General features: G+C 62.1%; 23 protein-coding genes. 10 read left to right on the plus strand and 13 right to left on the minus strand.

Translation table 11 applies throughout. From position 1 onward, the window contains the following. Window positions 1-105: 105 nt before the first annotated feature. A complete protein-coding gene (locus FEU76_RS04925) occupies window positions 106-759 on the plus strand; it encodes a TetR/AcrR family transcriptional regulator (RefSeq protein WP_039175073.1) in 654 nt (217 codons plus the stop codon). A gap of 27 nt (window positions 760-786) precedes the next feature. On the opposite strand, the gene FEU76_RS04930 is transcribed toward FEU76_RS04925, so the two are convergent. From FEU76_RS04930 to ltnD, 10 genes are all read right to left on the minus strand, one after another. Further along, complete coding sequence (locus FEU76_RS04930; RefSeq protein WP_144980883.1) at window positions 787-1,659, minus strand: NAD(P)-dependent oxidoreductase; 873 nt, start codon at window positions 1,657-1,659, stop codon at window positions 787-789. 40 nt (window positions 1,660-1,699) lie between these two features. Continuing rightward, the gene (locus tag FEU76_RS04935; protein ID WP_144980886.1) at window positions 1,700-3,157 is read right to left on the minus strand and encodes an aldehyde dehydrogenase family protein; all 1,458 of its coding nucleotides are present in this window, start codon (window positions 3,155-3,157) and stop codon (window positions 1,700-1,702) included. A gap of 104 nt (window positions 3,158-3,261) precedes the next feature. Continuing rightward, window positions 3,262-4,539, minus strand: a complete 1,278-nt coding sequence (locus FEU76_RS04940; RefSeq protein ID WP_039175070.1) for a TRAP transporter large permease — start codon at window positions 4,537-4,539, stop codon at window positions 3,262-3,264. After that, on the minus strand, window positions 4,536-5,114 hold the full coding sequence (locus FEU76_RS04945) for a TRAP transporter small permease (RefSeq protein ID WP_144980889.1): 579 nt from the start codon (window positions 5,112-5,114) through the stop codon (window positions 4,536-4,538). Before FEU76_RS04945 ends, FEU76_RS04940 begins: the two co-directional genes overlap by 4 nt. A gap of 99 nt (window positions 5,115-5,213) precedes the next feature. Then, window positions 5,214-6,212 carry a TRAP transporter substrate-binding protein gene (locus FEU76_RS04950; protein ID WP_186299094.1) on the minus strand — a complete coding sequence of 333 codons (999 nt, stop codon included), beginning with the start codon at window positions 6,210-6,212 and terminating at the stop codon, window positions 5,214-5,216. 103 nt (window positions 6,213-6,315) lie between these two features. Further along, on the minus strand, window positions 6,316-7,290 hold the full coding sequence (gene denD / locus FEU76_RS04955; protein WP_144980892.1) for a D-erythronate dehydrogenase: 975 nt from the start codon (window positions 7,288-7,290) through the stop codon (window positions 6,316-6,318). A gap of 45 nt (window positions 7,291-7,335) precedes the next feature. After that, window positions 7,336-8,133 (minus strand): 2-oxo-tetronate isomerase, encoded by a 798-nt coding sequence (gene otnI, locus FEU76_RS04960; protein WP_096921969.1) that lies wholly within the window; start codon window positions 8,131-8,133, stop codon window positions 7,336-7,338. A 52-nt stretch (window positions 8,134-8,185) separates the two neighbouring features. Next, complete coding sequence (gene otnC, locus FEU76_RS04965; protein WP_144980895.1) at window positions 8,186-8,845, minus strand: 3-oxo-tetronate 4-phosphate decarboxylase; 660 nt, start codon at window positions 8,843-8,845, stop codon at window positions 8,186-8,188. Continuing rightward, complete coding sequence (otnK, locus tag FEU76_RS04970; RefSeq protein ID WP_144980898.1) at window positions 8,842-10,137, minus strand: 3-oxo-tetronate kinase; 1,296 nt, start codon at window positions 10,135-10,137, stop codon at window positions 8,842-8,844. The genes otnC and otnK overlap by 4 nt, the downstream gene beginning before the upstream one ends. Continuing rightward, window positions 10,134-11,072, minus strand: coding sequence for an L-threonate dehydrogenase (gene ltnD, locus FEU76_RS04975; RefSeq protein ID WP_039175060.1), 939 nt, complete (start codon window positions 11,070-11,072; stop codon window positions 10,134-10,136). The genes otnK and ltnD overlap by 4 nt, the downstream gene beginning before the upstream one ends. 186 nt (window positions 11,073-11,258) lie before the next feature. On the opposite strand from ltnD, the gene FEU76_RS04980 reads away from it, so the two are divergent. Then, the gene (locus FEU76_RS04980; RefSeq protein ID WP_039175059.1) at window positions 11,259-12,293 is read left to right on the plus strand and encodes a LacI family DNA-binding transcriptional regulator; all 1,035 of its coding nucleotides are present in this window, start codon (window positions 11,259-11,261) and stop codon (window positions 12,291-12,293) included. Between the two features lie 168 nt (window positions 12,294-12,461). Here the strand turns inward: FEU76_RS04980 and FEU76_RS04985 are convergent, their stop codons facing one another. Next, the gene (locus tag FEU76_RS04985) at window positions 12,462-13,862 is read right to left on the minus strand and encodes an amidase (protein WP_144980901.1); all 1,401 of its coding nucleotides are present in this window, start codon (window positions 13,860-13,862) and stop codon (window positions 12,462-12,464) included. A 22-nt stretch (window positions 13,863-13,884) separates the two neighbouring features. Continuing rightward, window positions 13,885-14,352 carry a RidA family protein gene (locus tag FEU76_RS04990; protein WP_039175056.1) on the minus strand — a complete coding sequence of 156 codons (468 nt, stop codon included), beginning with the start codon at window positions 14,350-14,352 and terminating at the stop codon, window positions 13,885-13,887. Between the two features lie 363 nt (window positions 14,353-14,715). On the opposite strand from FEU76_RS04990, the gene FEU76_RS04995 reads away from it, so the two are divergent. The 8 genes from FEU76_RS04995 to FEU76_RS05030 all read left to right on the plus strand — a co-directional run bounded on the left by FEU76_RS04995 (window position 14,716) and on the right by FEU76_RS05030 (window position 22,908). Continuing rightward, window positions 14,716-15,474, plus strand: a complete 759-nt coding sequence (locus FEU76_RS04995) for a FadR/GntR family transcriptional regulator (protein WP_039175047.1) — start codon at window positions 14,716-14,718, stop codon at window positions 15,472-15,474. A 406-nt stretch (window positions 15,475-15,880) separates the two neighbouring features. Beyond that, window positions 15,881-16,732 (plus strand): alpha/beta fold hydrolase, encoded by an 852-nt coding sequence (locus FEU76_RS05000; RefSeq protein ID WP_039175046.1) that lies wholly within the window; start codon window positions 15,881-15,883, stop codon window positions 16,730-16,732. 211 nt (window positions 16,733-16,943) lie between these two features. Continuing rightward, window positions 16,944-17,111: a hemin uptake protein HemP gene (hemP, locus tag FEU76_RS05005; protein ID WP_016915235.1), complete on the plus strand. Its 168-nt coding sequence runs from the start codon at window positions 16,944-16,946 to the stop codon at window positions 17,109-17,111. Between the two features lie 85 nt (window positions 17,112-17,196). Next, window positions 17,197-19,170 (plus strand): TonB-dependent receptor domain-containing protein, encoded by a 1,974-nt coding sequence (locus FEU76_RS05010; protein WP_144980904.1) that lies wholly within the window; start codon window positions 17,197-17,199, stop codon window positions 19,168-19,170. 15 nt (window positions 19,171-19,185) lie between these two features. Then, window positions 19,186-20,238, plus strand: coding sequence for a ChuX/HutX family heme-like substrate-binding protein (locus FEU76_RS05015; protein WP_144980907.1), 1,053 nt, complete (start codon window positions 19,186-19,188; stop codon window positions 20,236-20,238). Continuing rightward, window positions 20,235-21,125, plus strand: coding sequence for a heme/hemin ABC transporter substrate-binding protein (locus FEU76_RS05020; RefSeq protein WP_144980909.1), 891 nt, complete (start codon window positions 20,235-20,237; stop codon window positions 21,123-21,125). The genes FEU76_RS05015 and FEU76_RS05020 overlap by 4 nt, the downstream gene beginning before the upstream one ends. After that, on the plus strand, window positions 21,122-22,168 hold the full coding sequence (locus tag FEU76_RS05025) for a FecCD family ABC transporter permease (protein ID WP_260851355.1): 1,047 nt from the start codon (window positions 21,122-21,124) through the stop codon (window positions 22,166-22,168). Before FEU76_RS05020 ends, FEU76_RS05025 begins: the two co-directional genes overlap by 4 nt. Next, window positions 22,162-22,908, plus strand: a complete 747-nt coding sequence (locus FEU76_RS05030) for an ATP-binding cassette domain-containing protein (protein WP_144980912.1) — start codon at window positions 22,162-22,164, stop codon at window positions 22,906-22,908. The genes FEU76_RS05025 and FEU76_RS05030 overlap by 7 nt, the downstream gene beginning before the upstream one ends. Window positions 22,909-22,917: 9 nt before the next feature. Here FEU76_RS05030 and FEU76_RS05035 read toward each other — a convergent pair whose 3' ends face one another. Continuing rightward, window positions 22,918-23,580, minus strand: a complete 663-nt coding sequence (locus FEU76_RS05035; protein WP_144980915.1) for a GntR family transcriptional regulator — start codon at window positions 23,578-23,580, stop codon at window positions 22,918-22,920. Between the last annotated feature and the right edge of the window lie 149 nt (window positions 23,581-23,729).

The following is a 23,729-nucleotide window of genomic DNA, read 5'->3' on the forward strand; positions in this document are numbered from 1 at the left end:
GCTGGCCTCGACGGGTATATTATTGAACGTTGGCGTTCACTATAATATGTGTACGTTAACGTTCAATAATTATTTTTTACTTTTCTCAACCCATGGATGAATGGCATGACCAGTGCTTCTCCCCCCTCTCCGGCTGGCCAGAAACGCAGCGCGGGCCGCCCCAAGGACCTGGCCAAACGCGATGCCATGCTGGATGCCGCCGCCTGCCTGTTTCTGCGCAACGGCCCGGATGCCGTCACCATGGAAGCCGTGGCCAAGGAAGCCGGGGTCTCCAAAGTGACCGTATACGGGCACTTCGATACGAAAGAAGCACTGTTCGGCAGCGTCATTCGTCGGGAAACCGCGTCGATTCGCCAAGGGCTGGAGCAATTGCCGGACACCCATGATGGCGTGCGCCAGTCGTTGATTCAGGTGGGCATCAGCATGGTGCGGTTTCTGATGGAGCCCCACGTGTTGGCCGTGGAGCGGGTCATGAGCAATCAGGGCGAGCAGCACCCCAGGCTGCTGCAGGCCTTTTTCGAAGCAGGCCCCTGGGCCATGAGCCAATGGCTTCAGGAAAAGCTGGAGGGCCTGGCCAGCGCAGGGCACCTTTCGCTGCCAGCCCCCGCCCAGGCCGCCGACCAGCTATGCAGCATGTGGCAGGGTATGCTGATCAAGGAGGTCCGCATGGGGGTTCGCCTGCCGCCCTCGGAGGACGAGCTGAAGCGGCAGATCACCGGGGCAGTGGATGTGTTTCTGGCCGCCTATGGCAAGCGGTGAGACTGGCCATAGGCGGCATTAGGTAGGTCAGCGCTGCTCCAGCACGCCGATGACTTCAGGAATCGACAGCTGCTGGTCCGGCACCGAGCGGTACAGCGCGTGCACGGCGCCAGCCATGTCGCCAGTCACGCCCAGCTCGTGGGTCATGGTGTGGTAGTAGCCCAGGTCCTTGCTGGCGTTGGCGACCGAAAACCGAAAGCCGGAGGGGTCGTCGTGGGCGATGTAAGGGCGCAGACGCTCCAGCACCACGCCGCCACCGCCGCCCGCGCCCAGCACCTCCAGCAGGGCATCGGCGCTGATGCCCGCCTTGCGCGATGCCGCCGTGGCTTCCGCCAGCACCGCCGAGAAGCCCAGCGAGACGAAGTTGTGCAGCAGCTTCAGCGTGTGACCCGCCCCGACGTCACCGGCATGAGCGATGTTTTCGGCGAAGGCTGCCAGCAACGGCCGCAGCTCCTCGAACAGCGGCGTGGGCGCGCCGACGATCAGGTTGAGACGCCCTTCGGCCGCCTCCTTGGGCGTGCGCGTCATGGCGGCGTCCATGAAACGCCCGCCTGCCGCCGCGACACGGGCCGCCACCTGGGCCGTCGAGCTGGGCAGGGCGGTGGAGCAGTCCACCACCACGCTGCCGGGGCGCAGCCCTTCCAGCACTCCGTCGGGTTCGAACAGGACGGCCTCCACCTGCGGTGAGCCGGTCACGCACAGAATGACGATATCGGCCTGCTGGGCAACCTCCCGCCCACTGGCCAGCGGCACGGCCCCTGCCGCCACCAAGTCCTCCACAGGCTGGTTGCCCGCGTGCTCCAGAAAACACAGCGAATGCCCCGCGCGCAGCAAGCTGCTGGCAATGCCGTGGCCCATCAAGCCAACGCCGACAAGCCCTACCCGATAAACGGTCGTCATGGTGCTCTCCTGGTTGATAGCTCTCAATGGTTGATAGCGCTCAATGTTTGATGGCCACGGTCTTGATGCGGGTATAGCTGCGCAGCCCTTCGAAGCCTTTTTCACGCCCGTGGCCCGAGCGCCCGACCCCGCCAAACGGCAGCTCGACACCGCCTGCCGCGCCGTAGTTGTTGATGAAGACCTGGCCGCTGCGAATGCCCTTGGCCAGGCGCAGCTGGCGCCCTCCGTCACGGGTCCAGACCCCGGCGCACAGGCCAAAATCGGTGGCGTTGGCCAGCGCCAGGGCCTGCGCCTCGTCATCGAATACCTGTACCACCAGCACCGGCCCAAACAGCTCTTCACGCAGTACGTCGTGGCCCTCCGGAATGTTCGTCAGCACCCGTGGCAGCACAAAGTGCCCGCCGGCAGGCGCACTCGGCGCCAACTGCCCCTGCCCCGCCACCTGGATGCCATCGGCTTCGGCGGCGGCCAGGCGGGCTTCCAGCTTGAGTTTTTGACGCTCGTTGATCAGCGGGCCGCAGTCGGCATCGGCTTCCCCCGCATCGCAGCGCAGCTCGGCAAAACGCTGGGCAAGGGCCGTAACGACCGTATCGGCGATCTCCCGCTGCACCAGCAGCCGGCTACCCGCCGAGCACGTCTGTCCGGCATTCTGCACGATGCCCCGCACCACGGCGGGCAGCGCGGCGTCCAGGTCGGCATCGGCAAACACCAGCTGCGGCGACTTGCCACCCAGTTCCAGGGTAATCGGGACATGGTGCTGGGCGGCGAACTGCGCCACGCGGGTACCGGTTTCAGGCGATCCGGTAAACGAGAGGTGGTCGATCCAGGGGTGCGAAGCCAGCGCAGCACCCGCTTCCACGCCCAACCCCGGCACCACGTTCAGAGCGCCTTCGGGCAGCCCATGATTCACCGCGAGCGCCGCCAGGCGCATGACGCTCAGGCAGGCATCTTCGGCAGGTTTGAGCACCACCGTGTTGCCCGCCGCCAGCGCCGCTGCGACACAGCGCCCAAAGATCTGGGCGGGGTAGTTCCAGGGGATGATCTGGGCGCAGACACCGTAGGGCTCGCGCAGCGTCATCACGGCAAAGTCCGTCTCGAAGGGGATCGTCTCACCGTGCAGCTTGTCGGCGGCACCGCCATAAAAGCGGAAATAGCGGGCACAGGCGGCAATGTCTCCCTTGGCCTGCGTCATGGGCTTGCCGGTATCCGCACACTCCAGCGCCGCCAGCTGCTCATGCTGTGATTCGATCACGTCGGCAAAGCGCAGCAGCCACTCACCGCGCTGGCGCGCCGACCAGCGTGCCCACTCCCCAAGCTCCCCTGCGAAGGCCTTGCGGGCCGCCTGCACGGCGGCATCTACCTCTTCGGCCTGGCACCGGGCGATGCGGGTCAACGGCTCCCCCGTGGCCGGGGCATCGACTTGCAGGGTCTGCGCGGTATCGACCCACTCTCCTCCAATCAGCGCCTGCTGCGACAGCAGGCCGATGGTATGCGACATCAGGGGGCTCCTTTTATTGTCATTGTGGTCATTACGGTTAATACAGACGGATCTTTGATCCCGAACGTTTTCTATCCCCGCACGCTTTTAACCTCACAGGTCCTTTAACCATAGAAGAGATTGACCAGTCCCATGGAAATCCATGGCATGTAGGTAATCGCCATCAGACATGCCAGCACCACCAGCACGAAACGCACCAGCCACGGCAGCATCTGATCGATGGAGATCCTGGCCACGGCACAGGCGGCAAACAGGTTGACGCCCAACGGCGGGGTGATCATGCCCAGCGCCAGGTTGACCACCATGACCAGGCCAAAGTGCACGGGGTGGATACCAAACTGCATGGCGATGGGGGTCAGGATGGGCGCCAGCACCAGGATGGCCGCCGAGGTTTCGATGAACATGCCGACGATCAGCAGCAGCGCGTTGACCACCAGCAAGAACATCATCGGGCTTTCAATGGTGTTGGTTACCAGCGTGGCAATTTGCGCAGGCAACCCGGTACGGCTCAGTAAAAAGCTGAAGAGCGCGGCAGCGGCAATAATCAACATGACGGCCGCCGTGGAGATCACGCTTTGGCGCAGGATAGGCCCCAGGTCCGCCAACTTTAATTCACGGTAGTAGAACGCACCCACGATAAGGGCGAAAAACACCGCCACCGCCGAGGCTTCCGTGGGTGTAAACACCCCGCCGTAGATACCACCAATCACGACCACCGGCATCAGCAGCGCCACCCAGGCACGCTTCAATGACGTCATGAAACCCGTGCTGTCCTTGTAATCGTCCTTGCCGTAGCCACGCACCTTACAGAACAGGTAGAGGAAGATGATCAACGCCACGCCGATCAGGATGCCTGGCCCAATCCCCGCCAGGAACAGCTGCCCGATAGAGGTATCGGTACTCACGCCGTACAGAATCAGCGGAATGGAGGGGGGAATCAGCACACCCAGCTCCGCCGATGACGCTTGAATGGAAGCGGCCAGCGGCTTGGGATAGCCATGCTTGACCATCGCCGGAATCAGGATGGCCCCAATGGCAAAGGTGGTGGCCACGCTGGAGCCCGACACCGCCGCAAACATCATGCAGGTCAGTACGCAGGACATGGCCAGACCGCCCTGCACCCGCCCGACGATGGATTTGGCCAGGTCCACCAGCCGCTGGGAAATGCCCCCGGCGGCCATCAAGTTACCCGCCAGGATAAAAAACGGAATGGCCATCAGCGGGAATTTGTCGATCCCGATGAACATCTGCTGCGGCACCAGCAACAGCGGCAGCCGGGTGAAGAACTCGATGCCGATGATCGAGGCCAGCACGATGGAGATCGCAATGGGCACGCCGAAGGTGAAGAGAATAATCAGCGACAGGCCAATCACCATGTTCATAGGGGCGTCCCTTTGTTGGTCTGTTCAGCGTTCGGCTGTTCGGCGGGTTGCAGCATGGCAACTTCCGGCAGCACCTCACTGTTTTCCGGCCCTACGGGCTCACGCCCACTGAGCTGTGCGGCCAGCCTGGCCATCACCGAGATCATGGCAAAGGTCGCGCCGGTCGGGATCGCGGCGTAGGCCCAGGACATGGAGATGTTCATGCCCGACATCACCTGGTTGCTGACCCGCAGGGTCATGAGGATGCCGTAATAGCACATCACCCCCAGCACCAGCAGGCAGCAGGCGACGATGGCCACTTCGAGCAACAGCAGCCCTCGGCGCGGCAGCCATTTATAGATCACTTCTACCGCCATCATGTAGCCACCTCTGAAGGTGGCCGCTGCGGCCATGAACACGCACCAGATCATGGAGGCGCGGGATGCCACTTCCGTCCAGGTGGAAGGCGCATTGAACACGAACCGGGTCAACACCTGATAGAAGCTCAGCGTGACCGAGACCACCAGCATCAGCACCGCCACCATCAGGGCCAGCCGGGTTAACTGATGCTCGATACGGAGCAAGACCGATAGCATAAAGGATCACCCTGCTTGAATGGCCTCTGGCACTGCCAGAGGCCGACGTTGAGAAAGCTCTAGGAGAATTTTCCAGGAGAAAGCGCGTCGATAAACTGCTCAGCAACTGCCCGCTTTCTCACGGATTCGATCGAGCATCTCGCTACCGTACTGCGACGTGAAGATCTCGTAGGCGGGCTCTACGGCTGCCTGGAAAGGTGCCGGGTCGATATCGGTTTTCACCTGCATGCCATTGGCTTCCAGCAGCGCTACCCCTTCACGCTCCAGGCGCGAGACCTCTTCACGGGTGGCGTCCACCGATGCCGCTGCCGCCTGCATGAACCAGTCACGCTCTTTATCGCTCAAGCCATCCAGCAGGATCGGCGACCCCAGCACGATGGCCGGGGAGTAGACGTGTCCGGTCAGGGAGAGGTAGTCCTGCACTTCCCAGAAATTGGTGGCCACGATGACGGTGATCGGGTTTTCCTGGCCGTCGACGGTACCCTGCTGCAGCGCCGTGAAGAGTTCAGGGAAGGCCATGGGAGTGGGCCGTGCGCCCAACTGCCGGAAGGCTTCCTGGTGCACCGCGTTTTCCATGGTGCGTACCCGCAAGCCGTTGGCATCCTCGGGGCTGGCGACTTCACGCTGGCTATTGGTGAGATGGCGGAAACCGTTCTCCGACCAGGCCATGCCCACCAGGTCATGGTCGCTCATCTTCTCGAGCAGCTCGTCACCGATCTCGCTATCCAGCACGCAGCGGGCCTGGTCGTAGTTTTCGAACAGGAACGGCAGGTCCAGCACGTAGGTTTCGGGTACGAAGTTACCCAGCGGGCCGCTGGAGGTGATCACCACATCCACGGTGCCGATCTGCAGGCCTTCGATCATTTCACGCTCACCGCCGAGGGAGCCGGAGGCGTGTTCGGTGACGGTAAAGGCACCGTCGGATAAACGTTCGAGTGTCTCCTTGAACGCCTTGGCGCCCACCGAGTAGTGGGAGGTAGAAGAGAGCGTATGCCCCAGGCTGATATCGGTGGCGGCCTGGGCGTGCAGGGCGATGCTGGCGGTGGCCACGGCACTCATGGCGGTCACGAGAGCATGTCGGGTGAAGCGCTTGGTCATGATGTATCCCTCTTGGTGTTGTTGTGAGGGTGGGTGTTTCAAGAAGGCGCAGGGCCTTCCTATGGGTTACCTGCCTTGCCAGGCAGATGGAAAAGTAGCCACATCAGGCGCGTTCATGGTGCTGCTCGGCCATGAAGCGTTCGATGATCTGGGTGAAGTCGTCGTCACCGACAAAGCCGAGCTGGCGCGCCTTGGCGGTTTCGAAGCGTGCGGGCCAACTGGCCACAATCGCTTCGATGCGCGGGTCGGGCGCATGCTGAACGAGCGAGAGCGCGTCTTCGCCTGCGGCGCTGCGCAGGGCATCGAGCATCTCGGCCACGCTCACCGTGATGCCGGGCAGCATGAAAGCACGGAACGGTGCCAGCGCTGTGCTGGGCACCTGGGCCCCATGCACCAGCGCGTCGACCACCTTGCCCGGCGACATCACGAACATCTCAAGGGTGGTGGGCACCGGGCAAATGGCCGTTTCGCCATTGAGCGGCTCCCGCAAGATGCTGGAGGCAAAGCTGGAGGCTGCTGCATTGGGGCGGCCAGGGCGGATCACGATGGTGGGCAGGCGCAGCACCAGGCCATCGATCTCGCCACGACGGCTGTAGTCATTGATGAGCAGCTCGCACATGGCCTTTTGGGCACCGTAGGAGTTCTGCGGGTGCAAGGCCGTCATGTCATCGAGCACGTCCGGCAGCGCCCCGCCGTAGGCCGCCACGGAGCTGGCCATGATCAAGCGCGTTGTGTGCAGGCCGCGCAGGCGGCAGCCTTCCAGCAAGGCACGGGTGGCATCGAAGTTGACCCGCATGCCCAGCTCCAGATCGGCTTCGGCGGCGGAGCTCACCACGGCCGCCAGGTGGTAGATCACGTCAGGGCGCTGATCCAGCACGTCGTCGAGGGCCTTGGGCTGGGTAATGTCCACGGCGCGCGAGGATACGGTGATGCTACCTGCATCGGGCGCGGGGGCTTCCACTTGATCGATCAGCGTGAGCTGGGTGATCGGCTGCTGGCGAAGCTCGCCCCGCTGGATCAGTTGATGGGCAAGACGCTGACCTAGAAAACCCGCTGCGCCGGTGATGGCAATATGCATGATGTGATTCCTGATATGGCGTTGTTATTGTTGGTGGCCGGGGGCTCAGCGTGGGGTCAACCCCCAGGGTGCTCCCCACCACAGCCCCGCTCGGGTGGCGGCTTGTGGGCGGTATTCACAGCCAACCCAGCCGCGATACCCCAGCGCGCTCAAGCGTTCGAAAATGGCGGGGTAGTGCACCTCGCCCACATTGGGCTCGTGACGATCAGGCACCCCGGCAATCTGGACATGGCCAATGGCGCTGAACTGGCGTTCGAGATGGCGAATCAGGTCGCCTTCCATGATCTGGCAGTGGTAAAGGTCGAACTGCAGCTTGAGATTCTTGGCACCGACCTCTTCCAGTACCGCCATGGCCTGGGCCTGGCGGGAGAGAAAAAAGCCCGGCATGTCACGCGTATTGATCGGCTCGATGAGAATGTCGCGGCCCACTTTGGCCGCCTCGTTCGCCGCAAAACGCAGATTGCGGATATACGTGGCGTGGTGCTCTGCCTGGGTCGCGGCATCGGCGTTGTCCGGTAACAGCCCCGCCATGGCATGAACCCGCGGGCAGCCGAGCGCCTCGGCGTAGCTCAGCGCCGCCGTGACCGAATCGCGAAACTCGGCTTCCCGGCCCGGCAGGCTGGCCAGGCCGCGCTCACCGGCGTCCCAATCGCCCGGCGGCATATTGAACAGCACCTGCTCCAACTGGGCATCCTTGAGCGCGTGCTGCACATCACGCGCGGCAAACGCATAGGGGAATAGATACTCGACCCCTTTGAAACCCGACTCGGCGGCAGCAGCAAAGCGGTCGAGAAAGGCGTGTTCGTTGAACAGCATGCTGAGGTTGGCGGCTAATCGAATCATGGCGTGCTCTTGTTGTTATCCAGTACCTGGTGAAAGGGGTTCAAGTGGGTCATTAATCCCTGGGAAAGCGCGCTTCCAGCTCGGCGACCTGCTCTGGGGTCAGCCCGCGCGGGTTCTCGCCTCGCAGCAGCAGGTACAGCTTGGCGGTCTCTTCCAGCTCTTCGGTGGCATACACCGCCGCTTCGAGGGTCTTGCCCGCCACCACTGGGCCGTGGTTGGCCAGCAGCACCGCGCTGTGCTTGCCTGCCAGGCCCCGTACCGCCTCGCCCAACTGGGGGTCGCCCGGGATGTGATAAGGCACCAGCGGCAGCTTGCCCACCCGCATCACGTAGTAGGCGGTGAGCGGTGGAATACAGTCGCAGGGGTCTACTCCCGGCAGGCACGACACCGCCACCGAGTGGGTGGAGTGCAGGTGCACGATGGCGCCAGACTGCGGGCGCTCGTCGTACATGGCCATGTGCAGGAACTGCTCCTTGGTGGGCGCATCGCCGCTGAGCAGCTGGCCCTGCGGGTCCAGGTGCGAGATACGTGCCGGGTCCAGCCGCCCCAGACAGGCGTTGGTGGGGGTCATCAGCCAGCCGCCATCGTCCAGCCGCACGCTGATGTTGCCGCTGGAGCCCATGGTCAGGCCGCGGTCGAACAAGGATTTACCGAGCGTGCTGATCTGCTCGCGCAGGGCGTTCTGATGTCGGTGGCAAAGGGGCGTGCTCATGCCAGCACCTCGAGGGCCCGGGTGAAGAAGTCCACGCCGCCAAAGTTGCCGGACTTCAGCGCCAGCGAGAGCGGCGCCTCGCGGCCTGGCAGCGAGGCTTGAGTCCAAGGCACGCCGGGGTCGATCTGCTCACCGATGCGCAGGGTCGTCACGCCTAACGCGGAGACCACGGCACCGGAGGTTTCGCCGCCCGCTACCAATAACCGGCCCACACCTTCCTGCACCAGCGTTACCGCCAACTGGCCTAATGCCTCTTCAACAAGGTGCCCTGCTCGCTCCACGCCGAGCGAGGCTTGCGCGTTTTTCACTTTTTCTGGATCGGCGGAGGCGTAAATCAAGACCGGCGCGTTGTCGGATAGCCGTTGCCGCGCAAACGCAAGCGCCTGCTGGCGTTGCTGCTCGCCCTCTACCAGCGCCAGCGGGTCAAGCGCGAAACCGCCGTCGGGATGCTTGGCAATGAAATCCGCCACTTGCGCCAGCGTGGCCCGTGAGCAGCTACCCGACAGTACCAGCGCCCCGCCCGCCGCAGGCGCTAAACGCCCCGGTTCGGGGATCGTCTCCAGCCAGCCCTGGGCTCGGTACTGCGCGGGCAGCGCCTGGCCCAGGCCGGAGCCGCCGGTGACCAGCGCCATCGAGACGGTGGCTTCGGCCAGCACGTCCAAATCCTGCTCATCCAGGGTGTCGCAGATCACATGGCGTACGCCTTGCTCGGCGAGCGTCGACAGATGAGAGCGGGTTGACTCAGCGCCCTTTGCCAGCACCTGACGGCTGGTCAGCCGCACGGCGTGAGGTGTTTGGCGGGAGAGCACGCGGACCAGATCGGCATCCTTCATGGGGGTGAGCGGGTGGTGCTGCATGCCGCTGTCGTTGAGCAAACGGTCGCCGACGAACAGGTGCCCCTGGTACACCGTGCGGCCATTGACCGGAAAGGCCGGCACCATCACGGTTTGAGCGGCGCCCAATGCCTCCAGCAGGGCATCGGCCACGGGGCCGATGTTGCCCTCGTCGGTGGAGTCGAAGGTGGAGCAGTACTTGAAGAACAGCTGGCGAGCACCCTGGTCGCGCAGCCAATCGAGGGCGGCCAGGGAGTCGGCCACGGCCTCTTCCACCGGGCAGGAGCGCGACTTGAGCGCGACCACAACCGCATCGATGTCACGAAGGTCCACCGCTTCTTGCGGCACGCCGATCACCTGCAGGCAGCGCATGCCGCCGCGCACCAGGTTATTAGCCAAATCGGTGGCGCCAGTGAAGTCGTCGGCGATGGCGCCCAGCACGACCCGTGGGTGGTTCATGACGCTGCCCCCTCGGCATCGTTGGCGGCGTCTGGCAAGGCGATGCCTGACAGGCGTTGATAGACCTTGATCACCGCCGAGTCATCTTCGCGCCCGAAGCCTGCGCCGCTGGCCGCGGTAAATTGCTGCAATGCGCTGGCGGCCACCGGCGTGGCCAGTGACAGCTCACGGCCCGTCTGGTGGACGATATTGAGGTCCTTGACGAAGATATCGACGGCAGACAGCGGCGTGTAGTCGCCGCTCAAGATGTGCGGTACGCGGTTCTCGAACATCCAGGAGTTGCCCGCCGAGTGGGTGATCACCTCATAGATCACCTCGGGGTCGAGGCCCATGCGGATGCCCAGCGCCATGGCTTCGGCGGCAGTGGCGATATGCACCCCGGCCAGCAGCTGATTGACCAGCTTCATGCTGGAACCCACCCCAGGCGCGTCACCCAGGCGATACACTTTGGCGGCCATGGCATCCAGTATCAGCTGGGCCTTCTTGAACACATCCGGCTGGCCGGAGGCCATCACTGATAAATCACCGCTTCTGGCCTTGGCGGCACCGCCACTGATAGGGGCATCCAGCATCGCCATGCCCGCTGCAGCCAAGCGCTCACCCAGTTGCCTGGCCTGGCTGGGCGCTACCGTGGCGCATTGCACGATCACACTCCCGGGCGCAAGGTGGGGCACTACGCCCTGCTCGCCAAACAGCACGTCTTCCACCTGCTGGCCATTGACCACGATGACCAGCACCACCTCGCACCCCGACAGTGCTTGCGGCGTGGCCACGCTGTGCCCACCGGCCGCGATGAAGGCTTCGCGGGCAGCCGCTGAAATATCGCACCCGATGACCTTGAAGCCGCGCTCCAGCAGCGCCGTAGCGGTGCCCATTCCCATGGCACCTAACCCGATCACACCGACTGACGGGGATTGCTGTGTATCGTGACTCACCGGCGGCTACCTCACTGTTGTTATTTTAAATATTGTTTTGACTGCAGCATCGTTCTGAATACCGCGCGCCGTGGTCGCAAGGGCATGCTCACGGCGGCATATGTTAGCGCTGTCATGATAGCGCTAACATTCGTTTTAGATTATTCTTTCTCTCATCACAAGCTGAACGATAGGGACGTGCGACCAATGTCTAAAGATGCTTCCAGCCCAGCGAGAGCACGCCGCCGCACGGACCAGATCACCCTCAGCCAGGTGGCTGAATTGGCCAGTGTTTCGCCGATCACCGCATCAAGGGCGTTGAACACGCCCGAGAAAGTCAGCGACCAGACCCGAGAGCGCGTGCTCGATGCCGTGGAGCAGTTGGGCTATGTGCCCAACCTGGTGGCGGGCAGTCTCGCTTCCTCACGCTCCAGGCTGATCGCCGTCATCGTGCCTTCCCTGATCAACACCGTGTTCGTGGAAGTGATCAAGGGACTGCAAGAGACTCTGGAGGCCGAGGGGTATCAGATACTGCTGGGCAACACCGACTACGACCTGGACCGCGAATATCAGTTAGTGCGCACTTTTCTGGGCTGGTCATGCTCGGCCCTGATTACCGCAGGGCTGCGACATAACCACGCCTGCCAGACCCTGCTGAACAACTGGGATCATCCCATCATGGAGGTGATGGAGCTGGGCAAGGGCATGGACTTGAACGTCGGGCTCGACCACGTGGCGGCGGGGCGCTGCATGGCTACCCACCTGATCGACAGAGGCTATCGCCATATTGTCTATGTCGGCGCACGCTTGTCTCAGGATTACCGAGCGGGCATGCGCTACGAAGGGCACAAGGCGGTGTTGACGGCCCACGGCCTGGACGCCTCGCTGGTGGAGCTGGACACGCTGGGCAGCCTGCAAGCGGGCGCAGACAGCCTGGCCCAGGTACTGGCGCATTACCCGCGCACCCAGGCCATCCATTTCGCCAACGACGACCTGGCCGCTGGTGCGCTGCTGGCTGCGCAGCGCCAGGGGCTCGATGTGCCGGGCGACATCGCCATTGCCGGCTTCAACGGCCTGCCCCTTGGCCAACACGTTACCCCACCGCTCACCACCATTCTGTCGCCCAGAGAAGAGATGGGGCGGCTGGCCGCCAAAGAGCTGATCCGCAGGCTAAGCGGTAAAAACGTCTACCGCCGCCAACACGATGTAGGGTTCACGCTGCAGGTAGGCGGGAGCACTTAGGCTTTGTACGAAAACTGCCTACGCTCGCCCATACGGCGTTAAAAATCGGCTCGTGCGCGAGTCCGATCAAAGTACTCATTTACACCTTGTAAACTCCGTCTTTTCGCCGATTTTTGCCTTGTCTGGCCATCGCTCGCCGACTTTTCGTACAAAGCCTAGCTCCGGCCGTCACACTGCGGGCGGCTGGCCAAGAATGTCCAGACCTGTGCCCAGCTCGTTTTCAATGGCCTGCCCGATGGCCAGCAGTTTCGCGTCCTGCCATGGCCCGGCCAGCACTTGCAGGCCCACCGGCATGCCTTCGGCGTCTTTTCCTACCGGCAGCGTCAAGGCACAGAGCCCCAGAAAGTTGGCAATGACCGTATTGCGCAAGGCGTGCATATTGGCCTTGGGGTATGCGCCTTCGGGCTGCAGACTCTCCAGGGTAGGCGGGGTAATCGCCACGGTAGGGGTCAGCACCGCATCGACATCCGCCATACGCGCAGCGGCAGATTGATAGAGCGAATCCAGGATCGTGCGACGACGCACATACTCCCAGGCAGGCATCGTATCGGCTGCCGCCACCCGAGCCGCGACATTGGGGTCGAGGGAGTCGATCATCTCGGGCAACTCACTCTTCAGGAACGCTGCCAGCTCTGCGGCTGCCACTCCGCCCAGCTTGAACAATTCATACGCCTCATCGATACCGGGCAGCTCCAGCGTCACGATCCGAGCACCGGCAGCTTCCAATCGCTTGATTGCAGCGCGCACCGTTTCCGCAATACCGGGGCTGCAGTCGTCCCAGAAAAACGTTTCCGGCACGCCAAAGGTCAGGCCCGCCAGACAGGGGGTCGCTGGAACACCGCTATCGCTGCCGCTCAGGAGCGGGTCGAGGGCATCGAACGCAAAAGCGATATCATCCACTCGGCGCGCCAGCAGCCCTGGGGTATCCAGCGTGCTGGAGAGCGGTACGATCTGCTCCGTGGACCAGCGCCCGGCAGTGGTCTTCAGCCCAACGACGCCGGTCATGGCAGCAGGGATACGTACAGAGCCTGCGGTATCCGTACCGAACGCCAGGCTGGCGGTGCCTCCCACCAGCGACACCCCCGCCCCGGAACTGGAGCCGCCGGGCGTGCGGTGAGCCATCGCGTCCCAGGGGTTGCGCGGGGCTCCCCAATGGGCGTTGGTGCCCAACCCGCCAAAAGCAAACTCGACGGTATGGGTTTTACCCATGACGGAAGGCAGCTGCTTCAGCAACGCACTCACCACCGGGCCTGAATGCTCCCAGCGCTTGGGAAGTTGCTGGGCCGAGCCTGCATACGTCGGCAGCCCTTTCACGGCGTAGATATCCTTGATCGATACCGCCATCCCCATGAGCGCCCCCGCATCGCCCCCCTGTGCCAGCACGACATCGGCCGCCTTTGCCATCGCCAGCGCCTGCTCTCCGTTCCAGGTAAGATAGGCATGGTCGTGCTGGCCGCGCTGGTGGTAAGCCGCTATCGCAGCCTCGGCCAGCTCGGTGGCGGTGAGAGTGCCAGCCCGCAGGCGCGCGCGCTGCTCACGTAACGGTAAAAAAATCACTGAATCCTGCATGCGTTCTCCTCCGAGGGGGTACTTAGCGCACTTCAAAGATCGCTTCGACTTCCACCGCAGCATTGCCGGGCAGCGTCGCCACCCCGATGGCGGTGCGGGCATGGCGGCCTGCCTCGCCGAACAGCGCGACAAACAGCTCTGATGCGCCATTGATGACCAGCGGCACGTCGTGGAAACCCGGCGCCACGTTGACGAAGCCATTCATGCGCACGCAGCGCACCACGCGGGAAAAATCGCCATCAACGGCATCGCTCAATTCCGCCAGGAGGTTTAAAGCACACGCCTGGGCGGCCAGCTTGCCGGTTTCGAGGTCGAACTCGCCCCCCACCTTGCCAGGATAGAGTACCTCGCCATCGCGCTCACAAATCTGGCCTGCCAGAAACACCTGATTATTCAGCCGAGACCAGGGCAAGAAGAGACCACGTGGCGTTGGAATCGCCGGTAACGTCAGGCCCTGCTCTGCAACGGCTTGCTCGATCGTTTTGCTCATGATTCGTTGTCCTTGTCGATGAACGCATTCAGCGGTTACTTAATAGATGAGTGAGGGTAGCCACGTACTTAGCCACGGCACGTAGGTGATGATGATCAGCGCGATCAGCATCAGGCCAATCAGTGGCAAGCAGGCCCCTCTCGCCACACAAACTCTCACTTGGAAGTACTGCCCTCATCAAAACACCAGACATCAGATGTCTGATATCATGCTATGGCTTACAGGAAGGCATAGGCAAGGCCGCAGAAAGAAAAACAATATATTCATATGATCTTTTAAGCATATGAAATAAAGCACTCCAAGCCGCTAGGCTTGAGTCATTGATAGAATGCAACGAATACCGATGAGCCACGCGAGGCCCAAATGAGTTTGAAACGCCAGCCTGAAACCCACCCTGCGAATCCGATGTCCTTCGGTGATTCGATGGAGCGCAGCTCCGTCGCACTGCAGCTGCTCGAGCGCATCAAAAGCGCTTTGATACGTGGCGACCTCAAACCGGGAGATTACCTCCCTTCAGAAACGGAGCTCACTCAAAGCCTGGGTATTGGAAAATCGAGCGTTCGCGAAGCGATCAAGATGCTGCAGGCCATCGGCATTGTCGAAGTCAAGCGAGGTCAAGGTACCGTGATTCGACGAGAGCCAGGTGCCCCCTTGGTGGACCCCATGGCGTTTGGCATGATCCTGGCACGCGGTATGACCCGGGATGTGCTGGAGTTTCGTCTGATGTTTGAACCCGCGTATACCCTGCAAGCCATGGAACGCGCCACGTCAGAGGATCATCAGCGCATTCAGGCCAGTATCGACGCCATGGAAGAAGCCATCCGGACAGGCGAGCAAACGTCACGACACGACATTGCCTTCCATCGCGCCATCTTGCACAGCACCCATAATCCCATGACGATTCGAGTGGGAGAAACGCTGCTGCAACTGATCGAAGCAGCATTGGAAACATCCATGCGCTCTCTTCCTGAAACTGCCTTGAAAGACCACAAAGCGATTTACAAGGCCTTCAAGGCAGGTGATAGCGCAGGCATTCACGCCGCCATTGCCGTCAGCAGTGAAAGCTGGGAAACCAACCTGACCTACGAAGGCGACAGCGACTTGAGTGCAGCCACGCGCTGACGGTGAACAAGCATGAGTGGCCCTCTTCTCTGTCAGGAAATGGGGCCGCTCGTTGATCATGCCGCAAAACGGCGTTGCATTGCTTCACCAAACGTTCATTGCTTATCAACACCTCCCATTACTCTTTAACGCCATCGCATTACACAACCACACAAAGTTCATTTTCAATATTACATATAAGATAAAACTTACATTGAAGTAGCGTATTTCCTACAAGCTTTATCGTCTTTCTCTTACATACATTACAGTCCCATTGGATGAAGATCAGATAGAAACAACAACTCTCCAACAATAACAACCTTACTTGCGATCTCCGTGACAGCAAATGCGCTGACTTTTTTCAGCACTGATACCAGCACGCACGAGCTCACATCATCCGATGTACAAGCCGCAGTGAGGAAACATCATGAAAGCCGATAAAAGCGTCATACCGATAGGCAAGTACCGCATTCACGTGGAAACGTACCAACACCCCAGCCATGCGGAAAGCGTCATCATGGTCAACGGGGCACTCGCGACCACGGCCTCTTTTACCAACTGTGTCAAATACTTAAGTGGAGACATGAACGTCATTCTGTTCGATCTCCCCTTCTCCGGGCAATCCAAACCGCACAACCCAAATACGGACATCATTACCAAGGAAGACGAAGTCGCCATTCTCATGGCATTGATCGAACGCTACGAGCCCACGTCATTGCTGTCGGTTTCCTGGGGGGGATATGCCGCCATGATGGCACTTGCCCAGTCCCCCAGCTCCATCAAAAAAGCGGTACTTGCATCGTTTTCCACGCAGTTGAATGATGACATGCTGCGCTATATACATGGCGCAAGGCACTATATCCAGACAGGTGAAATCCAGGCAGCCGCACACTTGTTAAATGACGAAGTGGGCAAATATTTGCCTCGTCTGCTCAAGCATATCAACTATAGACACTTATCCAGATTGGATGAACAAGAACTGTCACAAACGTGCTTTCATATCGAGCAGATCTTGTCCATGAACGATACCGACTATAAAGAAGTACTCAGTAATATCGAAGTACCCACTCTGTTCGTCAATGGTACGCTGGATGAGTACACATCCCCCGAAGATATCCAGGCGGCCAGCCATTACATGCCAAACTGCCTGTTTGAGGAAGTGCCTGGCGCTGGCCACTTTCTCGACCTGGAACATGCAGATGCGCGCAGGCGCATGGAAAAGATACTGCGTGGTTTCCTGCTATCGACGCCAACGGAGCGTGCTCAACAAGTGGCGTGACCGTTCACACCCTCGGCTTTATGTACCCCATCGCCGAGCAGGCGAGACTGCTCGGCGATGCTTTTACCCCTTCCCCTTCCCCTTCCCCTTCCCCTTCCCATTAGCATGCACCGGGTGTTGCCAGTCTTTCGATCTTCTCCCTCTTGAGCACATTGCCAAAGCCTGTTAACTTAATAGCAATAGTTATCATTAACACAGGGAATATCCTCTCATGCAGCCTGATAAAAAAGATGCCCCGACAGAAGGCTCATCTGGCTCACCCCGTGAGGTCACCAGCCAAGCACTGCTCGATCAGGATGGCCAACTGGTGATTCATCACGAACAGCGGCGCTACGTGCTTCGTCGTACGAAAAGCGGCAAATTGATCCTGACCGCTTGATTTTCCTTTTACTTCAGCCAGCCAGGTAGCCTGCGTACCCAGCCAGCGAGTCACTCCATCACGCTACGTTGGATATTGCTGGCTCATGAAACCATCCTACTCTCTGGGCATTTGCCTCACCCTGCTGCCACTGCTCAACGCACAGGCTGACGACTCGGCGCTTCATCCGGTGACGGTCACCGGCACACGGGCACCGACAGACCTCTCCTCCGCCCCGCTGATCATCGACATCATCGACCGCACGGATACGGAATTAGCCACCGCCAGCCGCGTGGAGGACATTCTCAGCCGTCAGCCTGGCTTGCATGTGGCAGGCCAGGGGCGTCGCAACGGCCAGACCCTGAGCATGCGCGGCTTTGGTCGCAATGGCGTTCTGGTGCGGCTGGATGGCGTGCGCCAGGACATTACCACCGGCCACGTAGGCAACTTCTTCCTTGATCCTGCCCTTGTTCAGGAGGTGCAGGTGGCGCGGGGGGCGCTCTCCAGCTTGTACGGCAGCAATGCCATGGGGGGTGTGGTGAGCTTCACCACGGTGGAAGCCAGCGACTTACTGGCCGCTGGGGAAAACAGCGGGGCTCGGCTATCACTGGGCGGGGCGACCGCCAGCGGTGAACTGCGCGGCAACCTGAGCGCCTTTGGCCGCCAGGACACATCGAGAGGGCAGGTAGACGGGCTGTTCTCCGTAGGGCGCAGCGAGTCGGGAGATATACGTCGGGCGGGGGGTGACAAGGCCGAAGAGGATGCCAACCTCAACAGCCTGCTCGTCAAAGGTGGCTGGGAGCCCAGCGACGAGCACCGGCTGTTCATCGGCTGGCAGTATTACGATGAGGACACTACCCAGCCCGCCAACCCTCAGCAGCGCGATGTCACCACCAGCAATCCGCTGCGTGATCGCGAGGTGGAAAGCCATAACCTGCAGCTGGGTCATCGCTGGCAGCCCAGCCCGGCGACCGACATTACTTCACGCCTCAGTTTCAGCCAGCAGGAGATTAGCGAGCCTCAGGCAAGCCGCACACTGGAGCGCTTGGGCCTGCAAAGCGACGGCTATCACCGCCTGGAGCATGGCTGGTTATCACAAACGCTGGTCTTCGGGGCCGAACTGGAGCAGGCACGCCAGCGTCCGGAAGGCAGTGCCAACGGCTTCCCGCATGCCGACATCGACACGCAAGCGGCCTATCTGGATACCACCCTCACGGCGGGGCGTTATCTGGCAGAGGGCGGCGCCGGGCAGTGGGATTTGGGTGTGGGCGCGCGCTATGACCGCTACGACGCCTCAGGCCAAGCCAGCGATGCCAGCGTCCACGACCGAGTATCGCCACGTTTCCGAGTGGCCTGGCGACCGCAGCAAGGCGTGATGCTGTTCTCGGGTTATGCCGAAGCCTTCCGCGCGCCAAGCCTGTCCGAGCTGTACGCCAGTGAGCGGCACTTTGCGGGCTTTTGTGCAGGCCCGTTCTTCTGTACTCCGGACAACTTCTGGATCCCCAACCCGGAGCTGGCCCCGGAAACCAGCCATACCTGGGAGAGCGGTATGGTATGGCACCAGGGTGACTGGCAAGCGCGCGCCAGCTATTTCGATACGCGGGCAGACGACTTCATCGATACCCAGGTCGATATCATGGCGGGCACCACCCAGGCGGTGAACGTGCAGCGTGCCCAGCTATGGGGATACGACGCTCGCCTTGCCTGGCAGCCCAGCGCCTTCCCGCTACTCACCAGCTTTGCAGGCCTTTCCGAGGTCTCGGGCAAGGACCGCGACAGCGGTGAAGCGCTGGGCAGCCAGACGCCTCTGGAAATGACCCTGGGCAGCGAGCTGGCCCTTTACAACCGCGCGTTGCGCGTGGGCTGGCAGGGCCGGTTCGCCCGCGACTTCGACAAACAGAGCAGCGACGAACGGCTGCCAGGATATGGCCTGCACGATCTGCATCTGGCCTGGCAAGTCACCCCTGCCCTCGACACATCGCTGCGCCTGGCCAACGTGGGCGATAAGGAGTGGTACCGCCCGGATGGCAGTCTGGGCGATGGCCGCAGCCTGTTCGCCACACTGAACTGGCAGTGGTAATCAGGAGACCGACACATGACACACCCACAACAAACCGCGATTCTGGAAGCCTTCAGCAGCGCACGGGCTGCCCAACCCCGCCTACCGGCCATCGAAATCGCCGAACGGCTTGGCATCAGTGAGGGCGAGCTTCAGGCCGCCCGGCTGGGCAGGGAAGTATGGACACTGCCACTCGCCCCCAGGGCGCTGGCAGCCTGGTGGCATCAGTTGGGCCACGTGAAGGCACTGACCCGCTCGCGACTGGCCGTACTGGAGCAGCACGGCACCTACCCAAGCTTGGCGGGAGGCTCCCACACCGGCTTGATGCTCGACCCCGGCGGGCTGGATTTGCGCCTGCTGTACAGCCACTGGCATTGGGCCTGCCTGATACACGACCCCATGCCTACCGACACAGGCACCATCACGCACCGCTGGAGCCTGCAGGTATTCGATCAGCACGGCTGCGCCATTCACAAGTGCTTCGCACTGGACGAACCGCGCACCGAGGCCTGGGAGGCGCTGGCCGCTCTGGGCACACTGGATACACCGGCCTTTACTCACAGCATGCCGCGCATAAAGCGGCCGCTCCCCAGCGCCCCCACCCTGGCCCAGGAGTGGGCGGCCATGAGCGACGTACACCAGTTCTTTGCCCTGTTACAGCGCCATCACCTGGAGCGGCTGGAAGCCAACCAGCTCATGGAAGGCCACTACACCAATCCGCTCCCCGTGCATGCCTTGGAGGCTCTGTTCCAGGAGGCGCACCGGCAAGCGCTGCCGCTGATGCTGTTTGTGGCCAGCCCCGGCTGCGTGCAGATCCGAACGGGCACGCTGCCCGCAGCCGTGCGCGCCAGAGGCTGGATGAACCTGTTTGGCGAACAGTTCACGCTGCACCTCAACGACACGGCCATCGAGCAGCTATGGGTGGTCAACAAACCCAACCGCGATGGCGGTGTGACCAGTGTCGAGGCCTTCGATGCGCAGGGCTCGCTGGTGCTGCAGCTCTACGCAGAGCGCCAGGAAGGGCGCAGCGAACGGCGGGAGTGGCGGCAACTCTTGAACACCTTGAGCCAGCGTGAGGCCGTGGCATGAGACTCGTAGGCCATGCCTTTGCACTCAGGCCGTTTCGAGCCCTGGGAGTCGCTCTGCTGGGGTTGGCGCTGAGCGCCTCCGCACTGGCCAGCGAGCGCTGGCTGGTGCTGGGAGGCGATATCGCCGAAACCCTGAGCGCCCTGGGCGCCGAGCAGCACGTCGTCGCCCGAGACGATACGGTGGTCTACCCTCCCGAGATGGCGGCCTTGCCCTCCGTGGGCTATTTGCGTCAGCTCTCGGCCGAGAGCGTGCTCTCCGTCTCGCCTACACGCATTCTGGCCGCCGAGCAGGCGGGCCCCCGCGAAGTATTGGAGCAGCTGGCTGCGGTGGGCGTGGCGGTAGAGGTCGTCAGTGCCCCGGCCTCACTGGAGGCCATTGCCCACAAGGTGCGCCATATCAGTGAATACATCGGCGAACCGCAGGCCGGCTCAGCGCTGGCGGAGTTGCTGACCAGCGACCTTGAGCGATTGGCCGCCCTGCCCCCACTGCCCGACATTCAAGCCATGTTCATCCTGCAACACAGCGGCCTGACCCCGAGGGCTGCCGGACGCGAGACAGCCGCTCATACCGCTCTGGAAGCAGTGGGATTGCACAATGCTTTTGCGGAAATGACGGGCTACCACAACGTGTCGGCAGAAGCCCTGGTGCAGCGCTCTCCTGAGGTCGTCGTCATGTCCACACGCGGCCTGGAGGCACTCGGCGGTGAAGCGGCACTCTGGAGTCTGCCCGGCATGGCCATGACCCCGGCAGGGAGCGACCAGCGCCTGATCGTGGTGGATGATCAGGCACTGTTGGGGTTTGGCCCACGCACGCCCGAGGCCCTGCTGACGCTACGCCAACAGGTGGAAGCCCTGCTCAGTCACCATGCTGCACAGGCCCGCCGATGAACCCACGACAACCCGCTTATATCTCCGTGCGCCTGGGCCGACCGACCATGACCCGCTCCACCCGGGTTCTGAGCGGCCTGGCGTTGGCATTGGTAGCCACGCTGGCCATCAGCGCCAGCACCGGCGTGCTCGGCATCTCCCCGTGGGCAGCGCTGAGCGGCACGGCAGACCCTTTGAGCCTGCAAGTATGGTGGCAACTTCGCCTGCCCAGGCTCCTGCTGGGCATGGCCGTGGGGGCCATGCTGGCAGGCAGCGGGGCCGCCATGCAGGGGCTATTTCGCAACCCGCTGGCCGACCCCACGCTGCTGGGCTTGGCCAGCGGAGCCGGTCTGTTCGTGGCGCTCTGGATTGTGCTGGTACAGGGCAGCGCCGCCAGCAGTTTATATGGCCAGTTTGCCGCAGGGTTTCTGGGGGCGCTGTGCGTTTGTCTGCTGATTTTTGGTATCGCCAGCCGTCAAGGCGGCGGCAGTGCGGCGGTGATGTCGCTGCTGCTGGCGGGACTGGCCATCAATACCCTGGCAGGCGCTGGCGGCGGAGTGTTGGCCTTTCTGGCCAGCGACGAGCAACTGCGCCAGCTTAGCCTGTGGGGCATGGGCACACTGACCAATGCGCTATGGCGTACTACCGCCGTTGCCCTGGGAGTGGTGGCCTTCGCACTTTGGTTACTGCTGCGCAGCGCGACGCAGCTCGACCTGCTCCAGCTGGGCGAAGCCACCGCCCACGCCGCCGGTCTGGAAATCGCGCACCTGAAGCGCCGGGTCGTGATCGCCACCTCGATTGGGGTCGGCCTATGCGTGGCCTTGAGCGGGGTCATCGGTTTTCTTGGCTTGCTGGTTCCCCACTGCTTGCGCCTATGGCTAGGCCCAGGGCATCGCCTGCTGTTGCCGGCTTCCATGCTGGGCGGTGCAATTCTGCTGGTCGCGGCCGACGCCCTGGCACGCACGCTGGGGGCACCGGCCGAAATGCCCGTAGGGCTGCTCACCAGCCTGCTGGGCGGCCCCTACTTTCTCTATTTGCTGATGCGCCGGAACCGACCATGCTGACGCTTTGCGACGCAGGCCTGCTGCGTGCCCCCGCCCTTACACCGCTCAGCGGCACGCTGCTGCCGGGAGAACTGCTGGCCATCGTCGGCCCCAACGGCGCAGGCAAAAGTACGCTCCTCAGCCTGCTCTCGGGTTTTCGTCCCTGCGAAACCGGGCAGCTGTTGCTCGATGGCCACCCCCTGCCTGCGTGGCCCATCGCGGCACTGGCCAACCGTCGCGCGCTGGTCGCCCAGCAGGAGCCCCCCGGCTTTGACTGGCATACCGAAGAGCTGGTGAGCCTGGGCAGCCAGCCATCGAAGGCACTGGTAGCGCAACTGCTGGACGAGCTGGACCTGACTCACCTGGCTCGCCGCAGCGTCCTCTCGCTATCCGGCGGCGAACGCCAGCGCGTGATGATTGCCCGAGGTGCCTGCCAACTGCTGTCACGCCGCTTGCCCGACGCCACCGACGGCGGCCTGCTGCTGCTGGACGAACCCACCAGCGCACTGGACATTGGCCAACAGCAACGCCTCATGCGCCAGCTACGCCGCTGGGCCAGCCAACACCAGATGGCCATCGCCTGCGTCCTACACGACCTGAACCTGGCCAGCACCTTCGCGGACCACGTATGGCTGATGCATCGCGGGCAGCGGGTGGCTAGCGGGCCTCCAGCACAGGTACTTACTACCGCGCACATCAGTCGTGTCTATGAGGTGACGCTGGCTCCTCCTTCTACAGTGCTATTTAGCCCGGCGGTTTGATGCCCAGGCTCATGCGTCACTGGCTTCGCTGGTATATTTCACCCATGTCTTGGCCAGGTGGCGGCGCAGCTCTTGGCCTACTCGCTCTGCGTCGCGCGATTCCAGCGCGGCCATGATGGCTTCGTGCTCCTCCATGGCTTTGGCCCACTTTTCGTTCTTGTCGTTGGAGAGGTAGCGGACGCGGTAAAGCTGCCGACTCAGGGTGGCGTGCATGTCCGTCAACGTCGGGTTGCGGGCCAGCTCGACGATACGGCGATGGATGGCCTGGTTCAGGCGGAAGTAGTTCTGTCGGTCGCGGCGTAGAAAGGCCGCTTTCATCTCGAAATGCAGCGCCTGAAGCTCTGCCAGCTCGTCATCGCTGGCGTGGGAACAGGTGAGTTCTGCCGCCGCCTGCTCCAGCACGCTCAAGACATACAGCTTCTCCTGCATGTCTGCGGGGCTCACCTCGGCCACTACGGCCCCACGATTGGGCGACAGCACCACCAACCCTTCGGCAGCGAGGATCTTGAACGCCTCGCGCATGGGCGTGCGCGATACCTGGAGCTCGTCTGCCAGGGTGCGTTCAGGCAGCCGCTGCCCTGGCTGAAAATGATCCATCACGATGTGTTCACGCAGGTAATGAGCGACTTTTTCGACCAGGCCCGGCTGGCTCGGCGGGGTGATGTCTTCCATGGCTGTCTTCATGTGATGTGCGAGCCACAAGAATGGCATACCATAACTTGGCTTTCAAATAGCTAAAGGCTATTTAGGCGAAAATTAAAAATCATTATTTTCAGCCATATAGAGCCAAAAACAGACCAACAGATACCAAAGTATAACCT

The organism is Halomonas sp. C22 (genome assembly GCF_007655045.1).
Taxonomy (GTDB): domain Bacteria; phylum Pseudomonadota; class Gammaproteobacteria; order Pseudomonadales; family Halomonadaceae; genus Vreelandella; species Vreelandella hamiltonii.

What these genes read in the sequence shown, in the direction of transcription:
- FEU76_RS04930 (WP_144980883.1), bottom strand. Translation starts at nt 1,659, where the DNA reads ATGACGACCGTTTATCGGGTAGGGCTTGTCGGCGTTGGCTTGATGGGC.
- FEU76_RS05010 (WP_144980904.1), top strand. Translation starts at nt 17,197, where the DNA reads ATGAAACCATCCTACTCTCTGGGCATTTGCCTCACCCTGCTGCCACTG.
- FEU76_RS05000 (WP_039175046.1), top strand. Translation starts at nt 15,881, where the DNA reads ATGAAAGCCGATAAAAGCGTCATACCGATAGGCAAGTACCGCATTCAC.
- FEU76_RS04935 (WP_144980886.1), bottom strand. Translation starts at nt 3,157, where the DNA reads ATGTCGCATACCATCGGCCTGCTGTCGCAGCAGGCGCTGATTGGAGGA.
- FEU76_RS04925 (WP_039175073.1), top strand. Translation starts at nt 106, where the DNA reads ATGACCAGTGCTTCTCCCCCCTCTCCGGCTGGCCAGAAACGCAGCGCG.
- FEU76_RS04985 (WP_144980901.1), bottom strand. Translation starts at nt 13,862, where the DNA reads ATGCAGGATTCAGTGATTTTTTTACCGTTACGTGAGCAGCGCGCGCGC.
- otnI (WP_096921969.1), bottom strand. Translation starts at nt 8,133, where the DNA reads ATGATTCGATTAGCCGCCAACCTCAGCATGCTGTTCAACGAACACGCC.
- otnC (WP_144980895.1), bottom strand. Translation starts at nt 8,845, where the DNA reads ATGAGCACGCCCCTTTGCCACCGACATCAGAACGCCCTGCGCGAGCAG.
- FEU76_RS04945 (WP_144980889.1), bottom strand. Translation starts at nt 5,114, where the DNA reads ATGCTATCGGTCTTGCTCCGTATCGAGCATCAGTTAACCCGGCTGGCC.
- otnK (WP_144980898.1), bottom strand. Translation starts at nt 10,137, where the DNA reads ATGAACCACCCACGGGTCGTGCTGGGCGCCATCGCCGACGACTTCACT.
- FEU76_RS04995 (WP_039175047.1), top strand. Translation starts at nt 14,716, where the DNA reads ATGAGTTTGAAACGCCAGCCTGAAACCCACCCTGCGAATCCGATGTCC.
- FEU76_RS04980 (WP_039175059.1), top strand. Translation starts at nt 11,259, where the DNA reads ATGTCTAAAGATGCTTCCAGCCCAGCGAGAGCACGCCGCCGCACGGAC.
- FEU76_RS04950 (WP_186299094.1), bottom strand. Translation starts at nt 6,212, where the DNA reads ATGACCAAGCGCTTCACCCGACATGCTCTCGTGACCGCCATGAGTGCC.
- denD (WP_144980892.1), bottom strand. Translation starts at nt 7,290, where the DNA reads ATGCATATTGCCATCACCGGCGCAGCGGGTTTTCTAGGTCAGCGTCTT.
- hemP (WP_016915235.1), top strand. Translation starts at nt 16,944, where the DNA reads ATGCAGCCTGATAAAAAAGATGCCCCGACAGAAGGCTCATCTGGCTCA.
- FEU76_RS04990 (WP_039175056.1), bottom strand. Translation starts at nt 14,352, where the DNA reads ATGAGCAAAACGATCGAGCAAGCCGTTGCAGAGCAGGGCCTGACGTTA.
- FEU76_RS05015 (WP_144980907.1), top strand. Translation starts at nt 19,186, where the DNA reads ATGACACACCCACAACAAACCGCGATTCTGGAAGCCTTCAGCAGCGCA.
- FEU76_RS05030 (WP_144980912.1), top strand. Translation starts at nt 22,162, where the DNA reads ATGCTGACGCTTTGCGACGCAGGCCTGCTGCGTGCCCCCGCCCTTACA.
- FEU76_RS04940 (WP_039175070.1), bottom strand. Translation starts at nt 4,539, where the DNA reads ATGAACATGGTGATTGGCCTGTCGCTGATTATTCTCTTCACCTTCGGC.
- FEU76_RS05020 (WP_144980909.1), top strand. Translation starts at nt 20,235, where the DNA reads ATGAGACTCGTAGGCCATGCCTTTGCACTCAGGCCGTTTCGAGCCCTG.
- FEU76_RS05025 (WP_260851355.1), top strand. Translation starts at nt 21,122, where the DNA reads ATGAACCCACGACAACCCGCTTATATCTCCGTGCGCCTGGGCCGACCG.
- FEU76_RS05035 (WP_144980915.1), bottom strand. Translation starts at nt 23,580, where the DNA reads ATGGAAGACATCACCCCGCCGAGCCAGCCGGGCCTGGTCGAAAAAGTC.